The sequence below is a fragment of the Streptococcus sp. 9903 genome, assembly GCF_013276625.1.
Lineage (GTDB): Bacteria > Bacillota > Bacilli > Lactobacillales > Streptococcaceae > Streptococcus.
The window spans coordinates 63,036-84,144 of the sequence record NZ_VMLI01000023.1 but is presented as its reverse complement, the minus strand read 5'-3'; the positions used below and the strand labels follow the sequence as shown (position 1 = coordinate 84,144).

General features: G+C 39.3%; 19 protein-coding genes and 2 pseudogenes. 12 read left to right on the top strand and 9 right to left on the bottom strand.

Annotated features, from left to right (window positions below; all coding sequences use genetic code 11):
* From HT696_RS08870 to nrdR, 4 genes are read right to left on the bottom strand one after another with little or no spacing between them, the layout of a single operon-like run.
* Window positions 1-714 carry an NADPH-dependent oxidoreductase gene (locus HT696_RS08870; RefSeq protein ID WP_050241929.1) on the bottom strand — a complete coding sequence of 238 codons (714 nt, stop codon included), beginning with the start codon at window positions 712-714 and terminating at the stop codon, window positions 1-3.
* A complete protein-coding gene (dnaI, locus tag HT696_RS08865; protein WP_050241928.1) occupies window positions 711-1,607 on the bottom strand; it encodes a primosomal protein DnaI in 897 nt (298 codons plus the stop codon). The genes HT696_RS08870 and dnaI overlap by 4 nt, the downstream gene beginning before the upstream one ends.
* Window positions 1,608-2,777: a replication initiation and membrane attachment family protein gene (locus HT696_RS08860; RefSeq protein ID WP_173282481.1), complete on the bottom strand. Its 1,170-nt coding sequence runs from the start codon at window positions 2,775-2,777 to the stop codon at window positions 1,608-1,610.
* Window positions 2,778-3,251, bottom strand: coding sequence for a transcriptional regulator NrdR (gene nrdR, locus HT696_RS08855; protein WP_001203672.1), 474 nt, complete (start codon window positions 3,249-3,251; stop codon window positions 2,778-2,780).
* A 139-nt stretch (window positions 3,252-3,390) separates the two neighbouring features.
* Between nrdR and HT696_RS08850 the strand changes: the two genes are divergently transcribed.
* From HT696_RS08850 to HT696_RS08815, 8 genes are all read left to right on the top strand, one after another.
* The gene (locus HT696_RS08850) at window positions 3,391-3,756 is read left to right on the top strand and encodes a GntR family transcriptional regulator (protein WP_000119149.1); all 366 of its coding nucleotides are present in this window, start codon (window positions 3,391-3,393) and stop codon (window positions 3,754-3,756) included.
* Between the two features lie 4 nt (window positions 3,757-3,760).
* Window positions 3,761-4,456 (top strand): ABC transporter ATP-binding protein, encoded by a 696-nt coding sequence (locus tag HT696_RS08845; RefSeq protein WP_000054197.1) that lies wholly within the window; start codon window positions 3,761-3,763, stop codon window positions 4,454-4,456.
* 16 nt (window positions 4,457-4,472) lie between these two features.
* On the top strand, window positions 4,473-5,240 hold the full coding sequence (locus tag HT696_RS08840; protein WP_173282480.1) for a hypothetical protein: 768 nt from the start codon (window positions 4,473-4,475) through the stop codon (window positions 5,238-5,240).
* Window positions 5,241-5,492: 252 nt separating this feature from the next.
* Window positions 5,493-6,356, top strand: a complete 864-nt coding sequence (locus tag HT696_RS08835) for an Rgg/GadR/MutR family transcriptional regulator (RefSeq protein ID WP_173219720.1) — start codon at window positions 5,493-5,495, stop codon at window positions 6,354-6,356.
* A gap of 238 nt (window positions 6,357-6,594) precedes the next feature.
* Window positions 6,595-7,794 (top strand): radical SAM protein, encoded by a 1,200-nt coding sequence (locus tag HT696_RS08830; RefSeq protein ID WP_173219717.1) that lies wholly within the window; start codon window positions 6,595-6,597, stop codon window positions 7,792-7,794.
* Complete coding sequence (locus tag HT696_RS08825) at window positions 7,787-9,334, top strand: ABC transporter ATP-binding protein (RefSeq protein WP_173282479.1); 1,548 nt, start codon at window positions 7,787-7,789, stop codon at window positions 9,332-9,334. The genes HT696_RS08830 and HT696_RS08825 overlap by 8 nt, the downstream gene beginning before the upstream one ends.
* A gap of 184 nt (window positions 9,335-9,518) precedes the next feature.
* Window positions 9,519-9,893 carry a CidA/LrgA family protein gene (locus tag HT696_RS08820; RefSeq protein ID WP_000781325.1) on the top strand — a complete coding sequence of 125 codons (375 nt, stop codon included), beginning with the start codon at window positions 9,519-9,521 and terminating at the stop codon, window positions 9,891-9,893.
* Entirely contained in the window at window positions 9,890-10,585 is a 696-nt protein-coding gene (locus tag HT696_RS08815; protein WP_173269707.1) for an LrgB family protein, read from the top strand. The genes HT696_RS08820 and HT696_RS08815 overlap by 4 nt, the downstream gene beginning before the upstream one ends.
* Before the next feature lie 63 nt (window positions 10,586-10,648).
* Here the strand turns inward: HT696_RS08815 and HT696_RS10790 are convergent.
* The 3 genes and pseudogenes from HT696_RS10790 to HT696_RS08805 form a co-directional block, all read right to left on the bottom strand.
* A pseudogene (locus tag HT696_RS10790) lies at window positions 10,649-10,798 on the bottom strand (IS630 family transposase); the annotation flags it as partial.
* A gap of 568 nt (window positions 10,799-11,366) precedes the next feature.
* Complete coding sequence (locus HT696_RS08810; protein ID WP_173283567.1) at window positions 11,367-12,566, bottom strand: ABC transporter permease; 1,200 nt, start codon at window positions 12,564-12,566, stop codon at window positions 11,367-11,369.
* Window positions 12,563-13,456, bottom strand: coding sequence for an ABC transporter ATP-binding protein (locus HT696_RS08805; RefSeq protein WP_050241923.1), 894 nt, complete (start codon window positions 13,454-13,456; stop codon window positions 12,563-12,565). Before HT696_RS08805 ends, HT696_RS08810 begins: the two co-directional genes overlap by 4 nt.
* 316 nt (window positions 13,457-13,772) lie before the next feature.
* Here HT696_RS08805 and HT696_RS08800 point away from each other — a divergent pair.
* Window positions 13,773-14,075 (top strand): annotated as a pseudogene (locus HT696_RS08800) (hypothetical protein); the annotation flags it as partial.
* Between the two features lie 379 nt (window positions 14,076-14,454).
* Window positions 14,455-15,072, top strand: a complete 618-nt coding sequence (locus HT696_RS08795) for a TVP38/TMEM64 family protein (protein ID WP_164226650.1) — start codon at window positions 14,455-14,457, stop codon at window positions 15,070-15,072.
* A gap of 319 nt (window positions 15,073-15,391) precedes the next feature.
* On the opposite strand, the gene scrK is transcribed toward HT696_RS08795, so the two are convergent.
* On the bottom strand, window positions 15,392-16,279 hold the full coding sequence (gene scrK, locus HT696_RS08790; protein ID WP_000164310.1) for a fructokinase ScrK: 888 nt from the start codon (window positions 16,277-16,279) through the stop codon (window positions 15,392-15,394).
* 149 nt (window positions 16,280-16,428) lie between these two features.
* Entirely contained in the window at window positions 16,429-18,315 is a 1,887-nt protein-coding gene (locus HT696_RS08785; RefSeq protein ID WP_188110409.1) for a sucrose-specific PTS transporter subunit IIBC, read from the bottom strand.
* Window positions 18,316-18,694: 379 nt separating this feature from the next.
* Between HT696_RS08785 and HT696_RS08780 the strand changes: the two genes are divergently transcribed.
* A complete protein-coding gene (locus HT696_RS08780; protein ID WP_173282478.1) occupies window positions 18,695-20,149 on the top strand; it encodes a glycoside hydrolase family 32 protein in 1,455 nt (484 codons plus the stop codon).
* A complete protein-coding gene (locus HT696_RS08775) occupies window positions 20,130-21,095 on the top strand; it encodes a LacI family DNA-binding transcriptional regulator (protein WP_045612170.1) in 966 nt (321 codons plus the stop codon). Before HT696_RS08780 ends, HT696_RS08775 begins: the two co-directional genes overlap by 20 nt.
* The last annotated feature ends 14 nt before the right edge of the window (window positions 21,096-21,109 follow it).

Genomic DNA, 21,109 nt, shown 5'->3' with positions numbered 1-21,109 from the left:
CTACAATAACTTCTTCTGTTCAAGATTTTTTCTAGTTGAGCTTGGTTCTGCTTGACCAAACTGTTCTGCTAGACGCTGACTCCAGCTTGTGGTTGCACGCGCCCCAGCATAGTCAGCCTGTACACGGTCATAAGCTTGGATTGCCTCAGTTGACTGTTCTTGGTATTCTTCCTCAAAGACAATATTCTCTAGTGGCAGTCTTGGTTTCACATCATGATTTTGATTTGGCACACCTAGCGCCATTCCAAAGACAGGATAGGTGTAGTCAGGCAGGTTAAAGAGCTCTGCCACTTCTTCTGACTTGTAACGCACCAAGCCAATAATGACACCACCATAGCCCAAGCTTTCAGCTGCCAGCAGGGCATTTTGACCAGCAAGAGCTGCATCGACCGAACTAATCAAGAGACTTTCTACACCTTGTGGTTGGAATGAGTCAGTATGAAGCTGGGCTCCCTTTTCTGCTCGGTTCAAATCTCCGACAAAGAGAAGGAAAACAGCTGACTGGCGAATGGCTTCTTGAGGCACCAATTCATACAAGGCATCTTTCTTTTCCTGACTTCGTACCACAACAACAGAGTAGGATTGAAAATTCTTCCAAGACGAGGCCATCTGGGCTGCAGTCAGGATTTCAGTCAAGTCTTCCTGAGGAAGGGCTTGCTCCTTAAATCTTCGAACAGACTTATGAGCTTTCATCAGTTTAATCGTTTCTGTCATCGACGGTTTACTCCTTCTAAACGAGTCTCCTCAGCCAAATAACGGATGCGTTCCATGACGCGTCTGGCTTCCCAGGTTTCGTCATTTCCATGTTTCCCTTTAGCAAAATGCTGCTCCAATTCTTCAAAGTTGAAGTTGGAGGTGAAAAAGGTCGGTAAATCTTCCTGCATCCGATATTGGAGAATGACCTGCAGGATTTCATCACGCACCCAAGCTGTTGATTGCTCGGCACCAATATCATCTAAAATCAGGACTTCAGAAAGCTTAAGCTCGTCCACCAAGGTCTTAACATTGCCATCACCGATAGCATTTTTGACATCGATGACAAAACTAGGATAGTGGAGGAGAGTGGAGGAAACACCACGTTTTTCTGACAAATCATGGGCTAAGGCAGCCACCATGAAACTTTTACCCACACCAAAGTCTCCATATAAGTAAAGACCTTTTCGAATAGCTGGATATTGCTCCACGAAGGCTAATAGCTTTTCAAAAACTGGCAAGCGCCCCAAATCATCCAAGTCTACTTGAGCCAAGCTAGCTTGCTTGAGACTGGCTGGCAGATTGATTAACTTGAGACGATTCTTAATAGCCGCTTCTTTTTCAGCCGCAATTAGTTCAGGAGTTTCTTCATAAGAAACGTCCGCATAACCATGATTCATAACCAAAATCGGCTTGTAGCCTTTGGCGATATAATCCGTATCCCCACGGAGAAACTTGTCGCGCTCGGTGATGTACTGATTAAACTTGGAGATACTGCGATTCAATTCCTCTGGAGTCAAGGATTCTTGCTGGATAAAGGCCGCAACATCAGGATCCTTCATGATTTTTTGGACCAAATCTTGATAATGAAAACGGCTAGGTTGACGTTTAAGTACGTCTCCGACACTTTCCATCTAATCTCCTCCTTTTTCTAATCGAGCTAATAGTTCTTGTTTCTTACGTTCTAGTTCCAGACGAGTTTCCTCGCTGGTTTCATTTTTATAATCTGGATTGCTCCACTTGGGTACATTGGACTTGGTAGGACTAGGGTTACTGCTTTTTTGAGCCTGACTTTTCTGCCCACGTTCACGAATGCGCAAGACTGCCTCTTCTGCCGAATGAATCTTTTGATAGGCATAGTCATTGGCTACCTTCATGGCATATTTCTCATTGATATTTGCCGAATCCACCTTATTAAAGGTCAATAAGAGAATGATATTGATGACTTCGTCCAGCAAGCCCAAGCCAGCCATCTGTTGCAAAAGTTCTCTTTCTGTTTGGGTAATAGTCCCCTTGCGTGTTTGCTTGATTTCTGCCAAGAACTGCAAGGCCGTTTTACTTTTGGCTTCTTTGATAATGGTTGTTTCCTTAGGACTAAAGTCAGAGGAAACAGGTTTTTGAGCAATTTTTTTCCGCATGCGTTTGGTTGAAATAACCTGGGAAACAGCTGTTGACTTGGCCAATTGATAGGTCTCAAACCAAGTCCATTTCTTCTCCTCGGCAATGGCAAAGAGGTTCAAGACATCGGACTGCTCATCCGCAAAGCGAAGCCCATCTCGAGCCATAAGCTGACGAAAATGATCCAAGTCAAAATCGTTGGCCACTTTCTTCTTGAGACCAAGGTCTTCTTGACTTCCTAGTTCTGCCAAGTCTGGAAAGACTTGATTGAGTGAGACAGGTATTTCTTCTCCCTCAGCACTCTCAACTTTTAAATCCTCCACAGCTACATCGCCAATTTTTTTCTCCAAGAGTCTGCGATAAACAGGATGTTCCAAGAAATCCTGACTAGATAGAGGGGCATGGAGGGCTAGCTGATAGGTATCCCCCTTTTGATAGAGAGTCAAGAGATTAAAAGCAGATAAGATTTTCAATGATTTTATCAGTCTATCCATCCCAAAGTTGAGATGATTGAGGATACTTGAAAAAAGATATTCTTTTCTACCATTATCCCAAAAACTAATCGTATAAAGATAAAGGCTCAGTGCCTCCTGACCGATAATCGGGAGGTAGCACTGTACCAGAGATGAGGTATCTTGCGACACCCGATTATTCTTTAGATAAGAAAAACGGTCAATTGGCTTCATTTATCTTTCCTTTTTCTTTTTAGAGGACTGGGTAATTTGTTGGAGCAAGCTCTCTAACTCACTCACATCCTTAAAACTACGGTAGACGCTGGCAAAACGTACATAGGTAATCTCATCTAACTCAGCCAACTCCTCCATGACGAGTGAACCAATGTCCTCACTTTGAATTTCATTTTCATTTCGACCACGGAGTTTCTGTTCGATACGATTGACTACCATGTTGATTTCATCACTTGACACAGGACGTTTCTGGGCTGAGCGGATAATCCCATTAAAGATTTTATCTCTGGAGAACTGTTCCCGTGTGCCATCTTTTTTAACAACCACTAAGGTTCTTTCTTCTACTCGTTCGTAGGTTGTAAAACGGTGTTGGCATTCGTCGCACTCACGTCTTCTACGAATGGTGTTCCCTTCTTCTGCTTGGCGACTATCGATAACACTTGACTTGGTAGCCCCACATTTTGGACAACGCATCCTTTCCCTCCTTATCGTTTTCTTTTCATTATACCATTTTTTAAACGATTCCCAAAACAATTCTTCTTTTTGCTTGACAAGTTTTTTGTTTTGTTGTATTATTTAATTAAGACAAAAGGATAAAAGAAAGGAGACCAAGATGTCCTGGACATTTGACAACAAAAAACCCATCTATTTACAGATTATGGAGAAAATCAAGCTTCAGATTGTTTCCCATACACTGGAACCCAATCAACAACTTCCAACCGTGAGAGAGCTAGCTAGCGAGGCAGGTGTCAATCCCAACACCATCCAAAGGGCCTTGTCAGACCTCGAACGAGAAGGATTTGTCTACAGCAAGCGAACAACTGGACGATTTGTGACTGAGGATAAGGAGCTAATCGCCCAATCACGCAAACAATTATCGGAAGAAGAATTGGAACACTTCGTTTCCTCCATGACCCATTTTGGCTATGAAAAAGAAGAACTACCAGGCGTAGTCGGCGATTATATTAAAGGAGTTTAAGCCTATGTCATTACTAGCATTTGAAAATGTATCCAAATCTTATGGAGCAACCCCAGCCCTTGAAAATGTTTCTCTTGACATTCCAGCTGGAAAAATTGTTGGTCTCCTTGGGCCAAACGGCTCAGGGAAAACAACATTGATTAAACTAATCAATGGCCTCTTACAACCAGATCAAGGACGTGTCCTCATCAACGACATGGACCCAAGCCCAGCAACCAAGGCCATCGTGGCTTATTTGCCGGATACGACCTATCTCAATGAGCAAATGAAGGTCAAAGAAGCCCTAACCTACTTCAAGACCTTCTATAAAGATTTCAATCTTGAACGCGCCCATCATCTACTTGCAGACCTCGGTATTGATGAAAATAGTCGTCTCAAGAAATTATCAAAAGGGAATAAGGAAAAGGTACAACTGATTTTGGTTATGAGCCGTGATGCTCGTCTCTATGTTCTGGATGAACCCATTGGTGGGGTGGATCCAGCAGCCCGTGAGTATATCCTCAATACCATTATCAACAACTACTCCCCAACTTCTACCGTTTTGATTTCTACCCATTTGATTTCTGATATCGAGCCAATCTTAGATGAAATTGTCTTCCTCAAAGATGGAAAAGTCGTCCGTCAAGGCAATGTAGACGATATTCGCTATGAGTCGGGTGAATCCATTGACCAACTCTTCCGTCAGGAATTTAAGGCTTAAGCAAAGGAGATTATTTATGTTTTGGAATTTAGTTCGCTACGAATTTAAAAATGTTAACAAGTGGTATTTAGCCCTCTACGCTGCTGTGCTAGTCCTTTCTGCCCTTATCGGGATACAAGCACAGACCTATAACAATCTGCCTGTCAAAGAAAGTCGACCTGTTTTACTTATTTTTCTAGCCCTCGTCTTTGGTGGCTTGATGATTACACTAGGGATTTCAACTATTTTCTTAATCATTAAACGCTTCAAAGGAAGTGTCTATGACCGACAAGGCTATCTGACTTTGACCTTGCCAGTTTCTGAACACCATATCATCACAGCCAAACTAATCGGTGCTTTTATCTGGTCGTTGATTAGCACTGCTGTCTTACTCCTATGTATCTATATTATCTTACTGTCAACAAATTTTGATGAAGTTCAACTTTCTATTCTTCTATCATTTGTTGGAGAACATTTTACCGGCTTTGGTCTTACTGTCTTATCCTTCCTGCTTAGTACAATTTCATTTATCCTCTGCATTTACTTGGCCATTTCCATCGGACAACTTTTCAACGAATACCGTACAGCACTCGCTGTTGCAGCCTACATTGGAATCCGAATCGTCATTGGAATTATAGAAATCTTCTTCAATACCAGTGCTAACTTCTATGTCAATTCACTTGCAGGATTTAATGATAATTTCTATATGGGAGCAAGCGTAGGCATTGTTGAAGAACTCATATTCATAGCTATCTTTTACCTCGGAACCTACTATATTTTGAGAAATAAGGTTAATTTGCAATAATTTTAAAATCAAATAAGAAAAACACAGAAAGTCAAATTAATAAAAAATTGATTTTCTGTGTTTTTTAGATTATTGCTAACTAATTTTGGTTTTAGCCAACACCAATAACAATTATTGACTCTAGAATACATAGAATCATGGTTATAATCATCTTTTTATTCATATAAACAACCTCACTTTCTTTTTTATATATGATATAATATTTTGAAAACATACTAAAAAATTCCCATATAAGCAATTGAGGTGACAGAAATGAAAAATTACGGAAAAATTTTTAAACAATTTAGAGAATCACGTGGATTAACATTAAAAGATGTTGCAAAACATGGTCTATCTACATCACATATTTCTAGATTTGAAAGAGAAAATTCTGATCTGACGATTGGTAAATTTATGCAAGCATTAGATGCTATTAATATGCCTGTTGAAGAATTTATGTATGCTGCAAATGACTTTCATCGGGATGAAATAAATGAATTATTAGAGCAAATTCGACTTCTAAGCTCTAAAAGAGATATTTCAGGAATGGAAAAACTACTTATTTCTCAACTTGAAAAGACTACAAAAAGAGAGAAATTCTATACTCTGAATACCATTCTAGTAAAAATTCGCTTACAAGATTTGTCAGAAAAAATCTATTACCATGAATCTGATATTAAATATCTATCTGACTATCTTTTTTCTGTGGAATACTGGGGATGCTATGAATTACTTTTGTTTATGAATACTATAGATGTATTATCTCACCCTACTATGATGTGCTTATCAAGAGAAATGTGTCAACGTTCCGAATTCTACAGAGATTTACCACATTATCGTAGATTGCTTGCCACCATGTTACTAAATGGATATATCACGTGTATAGAAAGAGAGGAATTTTTAGATTCTTTATATTTTAAAAAGCAACTAAAACATTGTTATTTTACAGAAACTGAGATATATGAAAAATTAGTTTTTCACTATGCCGAAAACTTATATACTTTAAAAAAAGACAAAAATAAACGTTCTGTTTTAGAAATGAGAAAGTGCATAGCAACAATGAAGTTAGTCCACAGCGATAGCTTAGCAAAAAAATTTGAAAAACATTTAGCAAAGGTAATAGAAGAACTGAAATAATTTTCTTATATGGGAAAATTTTTAATTATTATTTCAAAAAGAGTATCATTAAATCATCAAATTAAGGAGGTGAAAATATGAGAACAGTGCAAATTATTGACCTTGAAGATCTATTAGATACAGATCAAACTTACTCCGTACCAGGTCATTGTGGTCCAAGCCATTCTTGTGGTGGCGGACGATAGTTTTCTATGAGACGAGTTCTCACTCGTCTCCTTTATTTTATAATGGTGATATTATGCTAAAAAAAATATATACTAATATTGGAGATTATTATTTCGATAGTGAGAAATTCACATTATCTACTTCTTCAGTAGAGGGAACTACCTCCTATAAGCCCCCCTACATCCCCAAAAATGTTTTACAAAAAATTGTTATTAACATATCTAACAGTTGCAATTTATCCTGTTCTTACTGTTATGCGGATGGTGGAAATTACGGCATGGATAATAAAATCATGACTCTAGATACTGCTGATAATATTATTAACGAAGTCAAATTTAGAGGTATAACACAAATTAATAGACTTATCCTATTTGGTGGAGAACCTTTTCTTAATACTCAATTATTCGAATACATTATTAAAGAATTTTCCAAATTTACAACTATACTTAAAATAGAAACCGTGACTAACGGAACAATACTAAATAATAATGTTAAAAAAATAATAGATAATTTCCAACCATATCTAACTATTAGTTTAGATGGTCCAGAATTTATACATGATAAATTAAGAGGTAAAGGTAGTCATCGTAAAACTACTAAATTTATCCACTATTTAAAAACTATAAACTACACTAATTTTGAAATTGCTTCAACATACACTAGACTACATCAATTACATTCTCTAAGTAGAGATGATATTTTCCAATATTTTACAAATATGGATGTACACTTTAACATCAATGACGTATTTAGTAAAAATAAGGTGCTTGTGGTTAAAGAAATGGAAAAAAGCTTAGTAGATAGGAAAAAATTCATTACTGATTCTATAAATAATATTGTTGAAAATAATGAAAAAGCTTTTATAAGTCCCATCCTATATGATGTTTTAATTTCTATGATTTATAAGAGTACTAATCATACATTCTGCGACGATATAGATCCTTCAAATACCATAACTTTTGATGTTGATGGTAGCAAAAAATTGTGTTTTAGATTTTGGGGAACTCATAATAGCTCTAAAGCAGAGCTATTTAATAATAAAGAATACTTCCAACAATGTAAAGATTGTTGGTGTAAAGGTATGTGTCTTGAATGCGTTGCTAATATCATTGATGGTTATTCTTCAGTAATTAACGAAGATGGACAATTTATAGAATGTCATAAGCCTGAATTAATGGAATATTGTATTAAAGAAATCATTTATCTTTCACAAGATCAATCCAAAATATCTAAACTCGTTAATAATTTCAAAAGGTTTATCCGCTATGCTTAAAAATTTCTTTTCCAAGAAACACCTCATACTTTACTTCTTTTCTATTGCGATTACTTGGCTGGAAGCAATTATCACACCAGCCCTTGTTCAGAATATTGTTACCAGTTTTACCAATCAAGAGCTAGGCCTTCTTTGGAAAGTTTTGATTTTGGGAATCCTTGGAAACCTCATCCTCTTACTAGGCTTAGCTGGGAAACGCTATTACTACGCTCGTTTGATTACTGACTTCAAATATGGAATCAAGAGTGCTATTTTCAAGCGATTTTTAAACAGTTATGAGATTGATGAAAAGGATATTTTGTCCGACCTAGAAAATGACGTCAAGCAACTAGAAGAAAGCTATATTGAGCCAACGGTCATCATCATTTCTTCTCTTGGCTTCACAACTGTGTCCATTCTCTATGCCCTATGGACTAATTTTTACCTAGGCTTGATTTTCATCCTCTTCTACTCCTTTCCTGTACTCTGCAGTGCTATCGGATCAAAGCGTTTGGACTCACTTTCTGAAAAGCGGTCCACTGTTAACCAGAGCTACTTAGCAAGCTTGACAAATTTTATTGGTGGTAGCCAACAAATTCGCCATTATCAGGGACAAGACTACTTTTTTACTCGCTACCAAAAACAATTACAAACCAGTCTAGATGCCGAAATCAACTATGAAAAACAACGCACTTTAAACAGTCTCTTGATCAATAGCATCGATGCCTTTTGTTCTGTCACACCAATCGTCATCGGTGGCTTTATGACCTACTATAATTATTTAGATGCGGCGAGTTTTGTGGCTATCTATCTAGTTTCCCATAATATCGGCTATCAATTCCAAGAGTTGGCTTACTTTACCAACACCCGAAAAGCGACTCGAACTCTTCTCAACAAATACCAAAAACTTTTGAACCAGTCTGATCCCATCTCGCCTAGAAGCATAGAAAATATTTTCCCTATCCAACTTGACACCATCTCCCTTGAAAAAGAGGGGAATAGCCTCTTGTCTCCGATTTCCATACACATCAAGCAAGGAGAAAAAATTGCCATTATCGGGGAAAGTGGCTCTGGTAAAACAACCCTGCTCAATATCATTCATGGAGAAGAGACACCAACAAGTGGTCAGATTAGCTTTGCTGGTCAGAACCTGTCACGTCAAGAAATCACAAGTATTAGTTCCTATATTCTCCAAGATAGCCATTGCTTTGACACGCTATCTCTGGAAGACAATATCCTTCTAGGACTGGATAAAAATCCAGAGACTTTAAATCATATCCTCAAAAAAACAGGATTAGAACATTTGAAAAATCGACCCCTCAGCAATGATAGTCTATCTGGTGGCGAGAAACAACGCCTAGAAATCGCTCGCGCCCTCTACCATGATAGCCAACTCATCTTAGCAGATGAGATTAAGGCCAATCTTGACTCGGAAAATAGCAGAAAAATTAGCGACTTGCTCTTCTCCCTACCTCAAACAGTCATTGAAGTCATTCACCACTACACGGAAGAAGACTTAAAACACTACGACCAAGTCATTCACTTAAGCAAAGAAAAGTAATATTCTTCGAAAATCGCTTCAAACTATGTCAGTTTGACCTACAAACCCAATACTTTGTTTTGAGCAACATGCAGCTGACTTCCTAGTTTGTTCTTTAATTTTCATTATCCCTTATGCATTTGCTTGAAATTTTCTGAAAAAAGAGTAAACTGGTATGCAAGAAGTCTATTTCGTGGAGTTTAGGATGAAATTATATGTTCAATTAATGATTCTCTTTGTGATTTCTCTAATCGGAGAGGGGATTTCCAGTTTCTTTCATTTGCCCATCCCAGGCAGTATTATAGGTTTGATTATTCTCTTTCTCGCTCTACAATTCAAGTGGCTGAGAACTAGGCATGTCAATATGGTTGGGAATTTCTTGCTGGCCAATATGACCATTCTCTTTTTGCCGCCAGCAGTGGGAATCATGGAGAAGTTTGATGTGATTGCTCCCTATCTTTTGCCCATTGTTTTGATTGTCTTTTTTGCAGCAGTCATCAATATTATCCTCATAGCCTTGGTAGTTCAGTTCATCAAGAGACGGTTTGAGGGAGATTATGAGAAAGGAGATGCCAAATGAGTGAATTTGTTTCCAATCCCCTGTTTGGGCTTGCTCTGTCTATCCTAGCCTATCTAGTGGGGATGTTGATTTACAGACGTTTTCCCCATCCATTGACAACGCCCTTACTTTTGTCAGCTGTTTTCATTATCATCTTTCTAAAGGTGACGGGTATTTCTTACCAAGATTACTATCAAGGTGGGGTTTATCTGAACAACTTAATTGTCCCATCGACCGTTGCTCTAGGGATTCCGCTTTATAAGAGTTTTCACTTGATGAAGCACCATGCTCGGAGTATTCTCTTTGGTAGTTTGCTATCAGTAGTTGTCAATACCTCTTTCACAGCCCTTGTGGCGAAAATATTTGGCATGGACTTTTTCCTAGCTATTTCTCTCTTTCCCAAGTCAGTAACAACCGCCATGGCAGTGGGAATCACAGAAAAATTGCAAGGTTTGACGACTGTGACCTTGGTGGTAGTAGTGGCAACTGGGATTTTAACCAGTGTGATTGGCCCAACCCTTTTGAAATGGTTGAAAATTGACGATCCAGTAGCTGTTGGTCTTTCTCTTGGAGGAACAGGCCACGCAGTTGGAACGGGAACAGCCTTCCGATACGGCTCTATAGCAGGAGCCATGGGTGGTTTGGCTATCGGTGTCACCGGTATTCTCTATGTCTTTGTCAGCCCTATCGTAGCCAGTTTGATATTGAGTTAAAAAGCAAGGAATTCGAGCAATCTCATTATGGTAGTGACATGGGGGTCTAACTTCTTATATTTATACATTTCTCCAATCAGTTAGTTGATTACAATCGAGATTTTCTATACTCTCCTTATAAGATTTTCGCATAAGATGAGACAGCACACACTGAAGACGTCTATGTTATTTAGATTTAATGCAATCTTTTCAAAGAGTTTTGATAATCTATATTTCTTATTTAGTTTAGTTGATTTCATATCACTATACTATAATGCTTATCCAAATGATTACACTATCAAAATACCCTATTATTAGATGCTTACGAAACAGATTTTTATACTCTTCAAACCACGTCAGCTTGTCCTTAGTTTGTATATGTTACTGACTTGGTCAGTTCCTAAACCTCAAAACATAGTTTCGAAGATCCTTCCGCTAACTTCCCAGTCTGATTTCCATTGAATATTAAAGATACTTTATCACATAAAGAGTCTGGATGAAAAGTCTTCACAATCAAAAAACGCATACTATCAGGTCTTGAAAAATCCTGGTAGTATGCGTTTTTTGTGAGCTGACTTATTTTCTTTCACTATATCGCAAAATGAAATAAGAACGGAAAACGATGGGATTTTGGAATTCAAATCAATTTATAAGAATGTTTTAGAAGCAATATTATCCTATTCCAGATTCAGTTCACTATACAATCAAGTTTTCAAGTAACCTATTTACATAATGTGTAAGTAATTAGGTTCGTGATTCCACTCTTTTCATCTCTAAAAAACCTCGCTTTCGCGAGGCTCTTCTATTTATAAGATAAGGCACGTTTAAAGGTTTTCCAGATTCCTAAATCATCTGTTTGAAGGACTAGACTAGCATACATGCGTCCGATAAATCCGGTTGCTACCACTGCAAAAATCACTGTAATAGCAAGTGAAATCCATGCTTCTACTCCCCCTGCATAGCCATTAATGGTTCTAAATGGCATGAAGAAAGTCGAAATAAAGGGAATATAAGAACCAATCTTCAAGAGGAGATTGTCACCAGCTGCACCTAGAGCTGTCACTCCAAAAAAACCACCCATAATCAAAATCATCAAAGGCGACAAGGCTTTTCCTGCGTCCTCAGGACGAGAAACCATAGAACCTAGAAAGGCTGCCAAGACGATATACATGAAAAGACTAACCAAAATAAAGAGCAAGGTATTTAGAGAGAAAGCATCTCCCAAGTGATCTAAAACACCAGACTGAGCCAAGAATGGCAAATCTTTAAAGAACAGAATGGCAGCGAGACCACCTACAACATAAATCCCAATATGCGTTAAAATCACTAGAAATAGAGCCATCATCCGCGCATAGAAATAGTGACTTGCCCTTATGCTAGAAAAGACGACTTCCATAATTTTGGTGCCTTTTTCACTGGCAACTTCCTGAGCCGTCACACCCGCATAGGTAATCAGAATCATATAAAGAAAGAATCCTAAGGCGCCTGCTGCAATTGTTTGAATAAACTTTTTATTTTCCTTGGCTTCATCAATCTTTTCTGTGAATTGAACTGTCTGCGCTAAGCGTTTTTCCTGCTCTTGAGACAAGGAAGCAGTTGAACGATTAAGCTGATTTTGTAGTTCATTGAGTGTACCTGTAACCTCAAATTTAATTCCATTTTCAAGCGATGTTTCGCCATGATAAACTGCCTTTAGAACACTATCTTCTTGATCAATAGTCAGATAGCCTTTTAATTTTTCATCTTTAATCGCTTCTTTGGCACTTGCTTCGTCTTTATAGTCAAAGTTAACACCATTTACATTCTTCAGCCCTTCTGCTACAGACGGTACTGTTGTCACTACTGCCACTTTATCATTTTTAGCCATTGAAGAGCCTTGGAGATAGGCAATTCCTACAGAGATTCCTAAAAAGAGGAACGGTGAAATCACCATAAAGAAGAAACTCCACGATTTGACATGTCGAAGATAGGTTTCCTTGATTACAACCCACATATTTCTCATACTTCCACCCCTGATTCTAGTTTAAAGATTTCATCGATTGTTGGCGCTTGTTGATCAAAGGTTGCGATATACTGCCCCTGAGTCAAGATTGGGAAAAGTTCCCTTCCAGCGCTCTCATCCTCCAAAATCAATTTCCAACTGCCTTGCTTGGTCAAGCTCACCTGTTTGACATGAGGAAGTTTTTCCAATTCTTCCTTGCTTCGTTCACTTGAAACAAAGAGACGTGTTTTCCCGTATTGATTGCGAACATCCTGAACGGGTCCATGCAAGACCACACGACCATCTCGGATCATGAGAATATCGTCACAAAGCTCCTCGACGTTAGTCATGACATGGTCAGAAAAGATAATGGTTGCCCCACGTTCTTTTTCCTGAAAAATGACTTGTTTGAGCAATTCTGTATTGACTGGGTCCAATCCACTGAAAGGCTCATCCAAGATAATCAAGTCTGGTTCATGAATCAGAGTAATGATGAGCTGAATCTTCTGCTGATTTCCTTTTGACAGGCTCTTGATTTTATCAGTCAGCTTCCCTTTCACTTCCAACCTCTTCATCCATTGAGGGAGTTTTTCCTTGACCTCCTTGGCATCCATACCTTTTAGAGTCGCCAAGTAGCGAACTTGTTCAAGAACTGTCAATTTAGGCATGAGACTGCGTTCTTCAGGCAGATAACCAATCCGAGCATAGGTCTCCTGACGAATATCCTGACCATCCAGACTGATTTCTCCTTGATATTCTAAAAACTTCAAAATACTGTGGAAAATCGTTGTCTTCCCAGCACCATTTTTCCCGACTAATCCCAAAATACGACCTGGTCGTGCTTGAAAGTCAATACCAAACAAAACTTGCTTGGATCCAAAACTTTTCTCTAGACTTCTTACTTCTAGCATCTTTAACCTCCGAAATTTCTTTCACTCATTATACTCTTTTTGATAGCCTTTACAATGACTTCTGTCCATTTTTAGAAGACTAATGCTATGTAAAATATGGCCTGGAGCACGTTTAGTGATAAATCCATTATACAGTAGTAAACTTAATTTATCCACTCTGCTCCTCAACTGTCTATTTTTGATCCTGAATTGTTATTTGAGTAACTCCTTTTTCCCCATAAAGTTCTCTTCCTCTAAAACTTCTGGAAAAAAGCGAATAATTTCTTGACAACATTTTTATAAGAAACAAGTTCATCTGTCATTTCAAGCAGGAGTAATCCTTTATCTACTAATGGACGGAACGGAATTCAACCGCCTGTCCGATATGTTTTCTAAGGAACATATCTACTATGCACATCCTTATGCCTCTTGGGAAAGGGGAACTAATGAGAATCACAACAGGCTCATTCATAGATGGTTACCTAAGGAAACTAAGAAAACGATTCCCAAAGAAGTCGCATTCATCGAAAAGTGGATTAACAACTATCCTAAAAAATGCCTGAAATACAAGTCCCCCAGGGAAGACTTCTGGATGGCTAACTTGAACTCGAAATTTAGCAATAATTCATTCACCGTCTAACTATATTTAGTAATTATTTCAGAACTGATTAATATTAAAATTAACTAACGATTCAAAAGATTCATACTAGACATAAATTACGTCCATCAGAGAGACTCTTATTATTTTTAGATTTTAGTCTTTCTAGCTTCAGAACACATCTAAACTTTAGAGAAGATGACTATTCAAAAGCTCGAATGCCTCAAAATTATATCAGATAAGCTATTCGAAACGTAGAATACTTGTAAATTTATGGAATTACGATTATTCTAAACTTAGAATACATGTAAACTTTAGGAAGTATACCTATTTACTTTCTATTCCTCATCAAAAAGACTCATTCCCCCTTTCTCCTCCAAAATATGGTATAGTAGAGTTATACTATCTATGAGGAGTTTACATGTCACAGGATAAACAAATGAAAGCTGTTTCTCCCCTTTTACAGCAAGTTATCAACATCTCATCGATTGTCGGTGGTGTTGGGAGTTTGATTTTCTGTATTTGGGCTTATCAGGCTGGGATTTTACAATCCAAGGAAACCCTCTCTGCCTTTATCCAGCAGGCAGGCATCTGGGGTCCACCTTTCTTTATCTTTTTACAGATTTTACAGACTGTCGTCCCTATCATTCCAGGGGCCTTGACCTCGGTGGCTGGGGTCTTTATCTACGGCCACATCATCGGGACTATCTACAACTATATCGGCATCGTGATTGGCTGTGCCATTATCTTTTATCTGGTGCGCCTCTATGGGGCTGCCTTTGTCCAGTCTGTCGTCAGCAAGCGCACCTATGACAAGTATATCGGCTGGTTGGACAAGGGCAATCGTTTTGACCGTTTCTTTATCTTTATGATGATTTGGCCCATTAGTCCAGCTGACTTTCTCTGTATGCTGGCTGCCTTGACCAAGATGAGTTTCAAGCGCTATATGATCATCATCATTCTGACCAAGCCCTTTACCCTCGTGGTTTATACCTACGGTCTGACCTATATTATTGACTTTTTCTGGCAAATGCTTTGACACGTAAAAAATCCGTTTGGTTTCCCAAGCGGATTTTTAAAGCGTAGATTAACTATAGCTTAATACTAAATATACTTTGGTATGGAAATCATGCATATTTTTCGATAGTAAGGCGAGGACTTACCTAGCCTTTCCGCCGTGATAGAAACACCTGAAATCTAATGGTTTCAGGTATTCGGAAACTTTGAGACATTAGGCTCAAAGTTTAGGTATGGAATTTCGAAGAAAGTCGCTACCGTCCGTAATCACTTAAGGAAAGGCTCAAAAATATTATTTGCAACCACAAAATCCGTTTGGTTTCCCAAGCGGATTTTGTGCTTTATTTTGAAACTTCTTTTGCAAGGACAAAGTTTCCAAGAGTAGCAGAACCATTTCCTGCGACTGCTGGCGTCACGATGTAATCACGCACATCAGGTACTGGTAGGTAGCCATTGAGAAGAGATGTAAATTTCTCACGGACACGGTCCAGCATGTGTTGTTGAGCCATGACCCCTCCACCAAAGACAATCACGTCTGGGCGGAAAGTCACTGTCGCATTAACCGCAGCTTGAGCGATATAGTAGGCTTGAACATCCCAAACAGGGTTGTTGAGTTCAATGTTTTCCCCACGAACACCTGTACGAGCTTCCAAACTTGGACCAGCTGCATAGCCTTCCAGACATCCCTTATGGAAAGGACAAACACCCTTAAACTCTTTTTCAATATCCATTGGGTGTCTAGCAACATAATAATGACCCATTTCAGGGTGACCCACACCACCGATAAACTCACCACGTTGGATAACACCTGCACCGATACCTGTACCGATTGTGTAGTAAACCAAGTTTTCGATACGACCACCCGCATTGTTACGGGCAACCACTTCACCATAGGCAGAGCTGTTTACGTCGGTTGTGAAGTACATTGGCACGTTGAGGGCGCGACGAAGGGCACCAAGCAAGTCCACATTTGCCCAGTTTGGTTTTGGAGTCGTCGTGATAAAGCCATAAGTTTTTGAGTTTTTATCAATATCAATCGGACCAAATGAACCAACTGCAAGACCAGCAAGGTTGTCGAATTTTGAGAAGAACTCAATGGTTTTATCGATTGTTTCGATTGGAGTTGTTGTTGGAAATTGTGTTTTTTCTACAACGTTAAAGTTTTCATCACCGACAGCACAGACAAACTTTGTACCGCCCGCTTCCAAGCTTCCATATAATTTTGTCATGATAAACCTCTTGTTTTTATTTTCTTTATTATAGCATATTTCGAAAGTCTAAATTTCTCTATTTTTTAGATTTTCCTCTGTAAATCTTACCATTCAAGCAAAAACGAACAAACATGTCATTTGTTCGTTTTCACATTAGAGAGGATTGATTAGATTTTCACTTCGATCACAGCATCCCCCTTAGCAACTGAACCTGTTGCTACTGGAGCTACTGAAGCGTAGTCAGCTGTATTTGTAACGATAACCATTGTTGTATCATCAAGACCAGCTGCAGCAATTTTGTTTGAGTCAAATGTTCCAAGAACATCGCCAGCTTTAACCTTGTCACCTTGAGCAACTTTTGCTTCAAAACCGTCACCGTTCATAGACACAGTGTCAATACCAACGTGGATCAAAACTTCAGCACCATCAGTTGTTTTCAAACCAAAAGCGTGTCCTGTTGGAAAGGCAATTGAAACTTCAGCATCAGCTGGTGCATAGACCACACCTTGACTTGGTTTCACAGCGATACCTTGTCCCATAGCTCCGCTTGAGAAAACAGGGTCATTAACATCAGCAAGAGCGACAACATCACCGACGATAGGAGTTACAAGTGTTTCATTTTGAAGAGTTGCTGGAATGTTACCAGTTGTTTCTTCTTGGACCAAACGTTCTGTCTCTACTTCAGTAGCAACTTCTTTTTCATCCTCATAACCAAACATGTAAGTGAGGGCAAAACCAAGTGCAAATGATACAGCTACCATAAGAAGGTATTGGGCAAGTTGTCCGTTACCGATGTAAAGCATTGTACCAGGGATGATGGTGATACCATTACCAGTACCAGCAAGTCCAAGGATAGAAGCCAATCCACCACCGATTGCACCAGCAATCAATGAAAGGAAGAATGGTTTGCGGAAGCGCAAGTTCACCCCGAAGATAGCAGGCTCTGTAATACCGAGGAAGGCAGAAAGAGCAGCTGGGAAAGCAAGTGTTTTTAGTTTTGGATTTTTAGTTTTAACACCAACCGCAACAGTTGCAGCACCTTGAGCTGTCATAGCAGCAGTGATGATAGCGTTGAATGGGTTAGCATGGTCAGCAGCAAGCAATTGAACTTCAAGCAAGTTGAAGATATGGTGCACACCTGACACGACGATCAATTGGTGAACCCCACCAATCAAGAAACCACCAAGACCAAATGGCATACTAAGGATCGCTTTTGTCGCGATAAGGATGTAGTTTTCAACAACGTGAAAGACTGGTCCGATGACAAATAGTCCAAGGATAGACATAACCAAAAGTGTCACGAATGGTGTTACCAAAAGGTCAATGACATCTGGAACGACCTTGCGGACAGCTTTTTCAAATTTAGCTCCGACAACCCCGATGATGAAGGCTGGAAGAACGGAACCTTGCAAACCAACAACAGGGATGAAACCAAAGAAGTTCATAGCTGTTACTTCACCACCTGAAGCAACTGCCCAAGCGTTTGGAAGTGAGCCAGAAACAAGCATCATACCAAGAACGATACCAACGGCAGGGTTACCACCGAATACACGGAAGGTTGACCAAACAACCAAACCTGGCAAGATGATGAAGGCTGTATCTGTCAAGATTTGTGTGTAAGTTGCAAAGTCTCCTGGAAGTGGCATTTCAAGAGCAATGAAAAGACCACGCACACCCATGAAGAGACCTGTCGCTACGATAACTGGGATGATTGGAACGAAAACGTCACCGAAAGTACGGATAGCACGTTGGAACCAGTTCCCTTGTTTAGCAGCTTCTGCTTTCATGTCATCTTTAGATGATGTTGGTAAACCAAGTGCAACAACTTCATCGTACATTTTGTTTACTGTACCAGTACCAAAGATGATTTGGTATTGACCTGAGTTAAAGAAAGCACCTTGAACTTTTTCCAAGTTCTCAATCACTTCTTTATTGATTTTTCCTTCATCTTTGACCATGACACGAAGACGAGTCGCACAGTGAGCTACACTGTTGACATTTTCACGTCCACCCAAGGCATCGATGACTTTTTTTGCAATTTCCTGATTGTTCATTTGCAAAAATCTCCTTATATAAAATTTTGTTCTTGTTTGAAAGCGATTTTATTCGCCCTACGACTATTATTTTATCATGTTTTAGAAATATGTCAAGCGTTTTGCAGAAAAAATATTCTATCCACTTAGTTTGCTCGCTTTAGATTGATTGATTTTGACTGTTTTATCAGGTGTTCCTTAAAAAAATAAGTTTAAAATCTTGGTTAAAAGGGTTTTATTTCATTCTCTTTCATATTTTTGTGAAAATTTGATTGATTTCCTGCATTTATTTTATGATAAACGTTTGACAGTTTTTTCTCTTTTTTAACATAAAAGTCTTGCTTTTTTTTCCGAAAACGGTTACTATTAAAAGTGATAAGATTTTTGGAGGAATAGAAGAATGGAATGGACAACTGAGCGTCGTTACAGACTTTATCAAGATTGGACGCAAGAAGAAATTCAAAATATAAAGAAAAATATAGCACAATCTCCATGGCATACTCATTACCATGTTGAGCCAAAAACAGGACTTCTCAACGACCCAAATGGCTTTTCTTACTTTGATGGCAAGTGGATCCTCTTTTACCAAAACTTTCCTTTTGGTGCAGCCCACGGTTTAAAATCTTGGGCACAGCTAGAAAGTGATGATTTGATTCACTTTAAAGAAACTGGAATCAAAGTTTTACCAGATACTCCATTAGATAGCCACGGTGCCTACTCTGGTTCTGCCATGCAGTTTGGCGATAACTTGTTCCTATTTTATACAGGAAATGTCCGCGATGAAAACTGGATCCGTCACCCTTACCAGATTGGAGCTTTGATGGATAAGGATGGCAAGATTACAAAGATTGATAAGATCTTAATCGACCAGCCAGCAGACTCTACTGACCACTTCCGTGATCCGCAAATTTTTAACTTCAAGGGCCAATACTATGCTATCGTCGGTGGACAGGACTTGGAGAAACAAGGCTTCGTCCGTCTCTACAAGGCTGTAGACAACGACTATACAAACTGGCAAGCCGTTGGCAACCTTGACTTTGCTAACGACCGTACTGCCTACATGATGGAATGTCCAAATCTGGTCTTTGTAGGGGAACAACCTGTCCTTCTCTACTGCCCACAAGGATTGGATAAAAAAGTTCTAGACTACGACAATATTTATCCAAATATGTATAAAATCGGGGCTTCCTTTGACCCTGAAAATGCTAAAATGGTAGATGTATCTCAACTTCAAAACATGGACTATGGTTTCGAAGCCTATGCAACTCAAGCCTTCAACGCTCCTGATGGACGTGCTCTAGCTGTTAGCTGGCTTGGTTTACCTGATGTTTCATATCCATCTGACCGTTTTGACCACCAAGGAACCTTCTCTTTGGTCAAGGAACTCACTATCAAAGACGGCAAGCTCTACCAATACCCAGTTGCAGCTATCAAGAACCTTCGTGCCTCTAAAGAAGCCTTCTCAAATCGTATTCAAACCAAGAACACATACGAACTCGAACTCAACTTGGAAGCTAATAGCCAGAGCGAAATTGTCCTACTTGCTGATAAAGAAGGTAAGGGACTTTCAATCAATTTTGACCTTGTAAATGGTCAAGTGACAGTAGATCGTAGCCTGGCTGGAGAACAGTATGCCCAAGAATTTGGAACTACACGTTCTTGCCCTATCGACAATCAAGCTACTACTGCTACTATCTTCATCGATAACTCTGTCTTTGAAATTTTCATCAATAAAGGAGAAAAAGTATTTTCTGGTCGTGTCTTCCCACATGCGGACCAAAATGGTATCCTGATCAAATCTGGAAATCCAACCGGAACTTACTATGAATTAGATTATGGTCGCAAAACTAACTGATGTCGCCAAACTTGCAGGCGTCAGCCCTACTACCGTCTCACGGGTTATCAATAAAAAAGGTTATCTCTCTGAGAAAACCATTCAAAAGGTAAATGAAGCCATGCGGGAATTGGGCTATAAACCCAACAACCTAGCCCGTAGTCTGCAAGGAAAATCGGCTAAGTTAATCGGCTTGATTTTCCCCAATATTTCCAACGTTTTCTATGCAGAATTGATTGATAAGCTGGAGCACCAACTCTTCAAAAATGGTTATAAGACCATCATCTGCAACAGCGAACACGACTCTGAGAAGGAACGCGAATACATCGAAATGTTGGAAGCCAATCAGGTAGACGGCATCATTTCTGGTAGTCACAACTTGGGAATCGAAGACTACAATCGCGTGACAGCGCCGATTATTTCCTTTGACCGCAACCTGTCACCAGACATCCCTGTCGTTTCTTCTGACAACTATGCTGGTGGTGTTCTTGCTGCCCAGACCTTGGTTAAGACAGGCGCCCAATCTATCATCATGATCACAGGGAATGACAATTCCAATTCGCCAACTGGGCTACGCCACGCTGGTTTTGCTTCTGTGCTCCCCCAAGCTCCTATTATCAATGTTTCCAGTGACTTTTCTCCTGTCAGAAAAGAAATGGAAATCAAGAATATCTTAACTCGACAAAAACCAGATGCCATTTTTGCTTCAGATGATTTGACAGCTATTCTGGTCATTAAAATCGCTCAGGAGCTAGGCATTTCTGTCCCAGAAGAACTCAAGGTCATCGGCTACGATGGTACCTACTTCATCGAGAATTACTATCCTCATTTGACGACCGTGAAACAACCTTTGGAAGAGATTGCCTGCCTCACTGTTGACCTCCTCTTGCAAAAAATCGAAGGCAAGGAAGTTGCCACAACTGGTTACTTCTTACCAGTTACTCTATTACCAGGAAAAAGTATTTAATACTCAATGAAAAT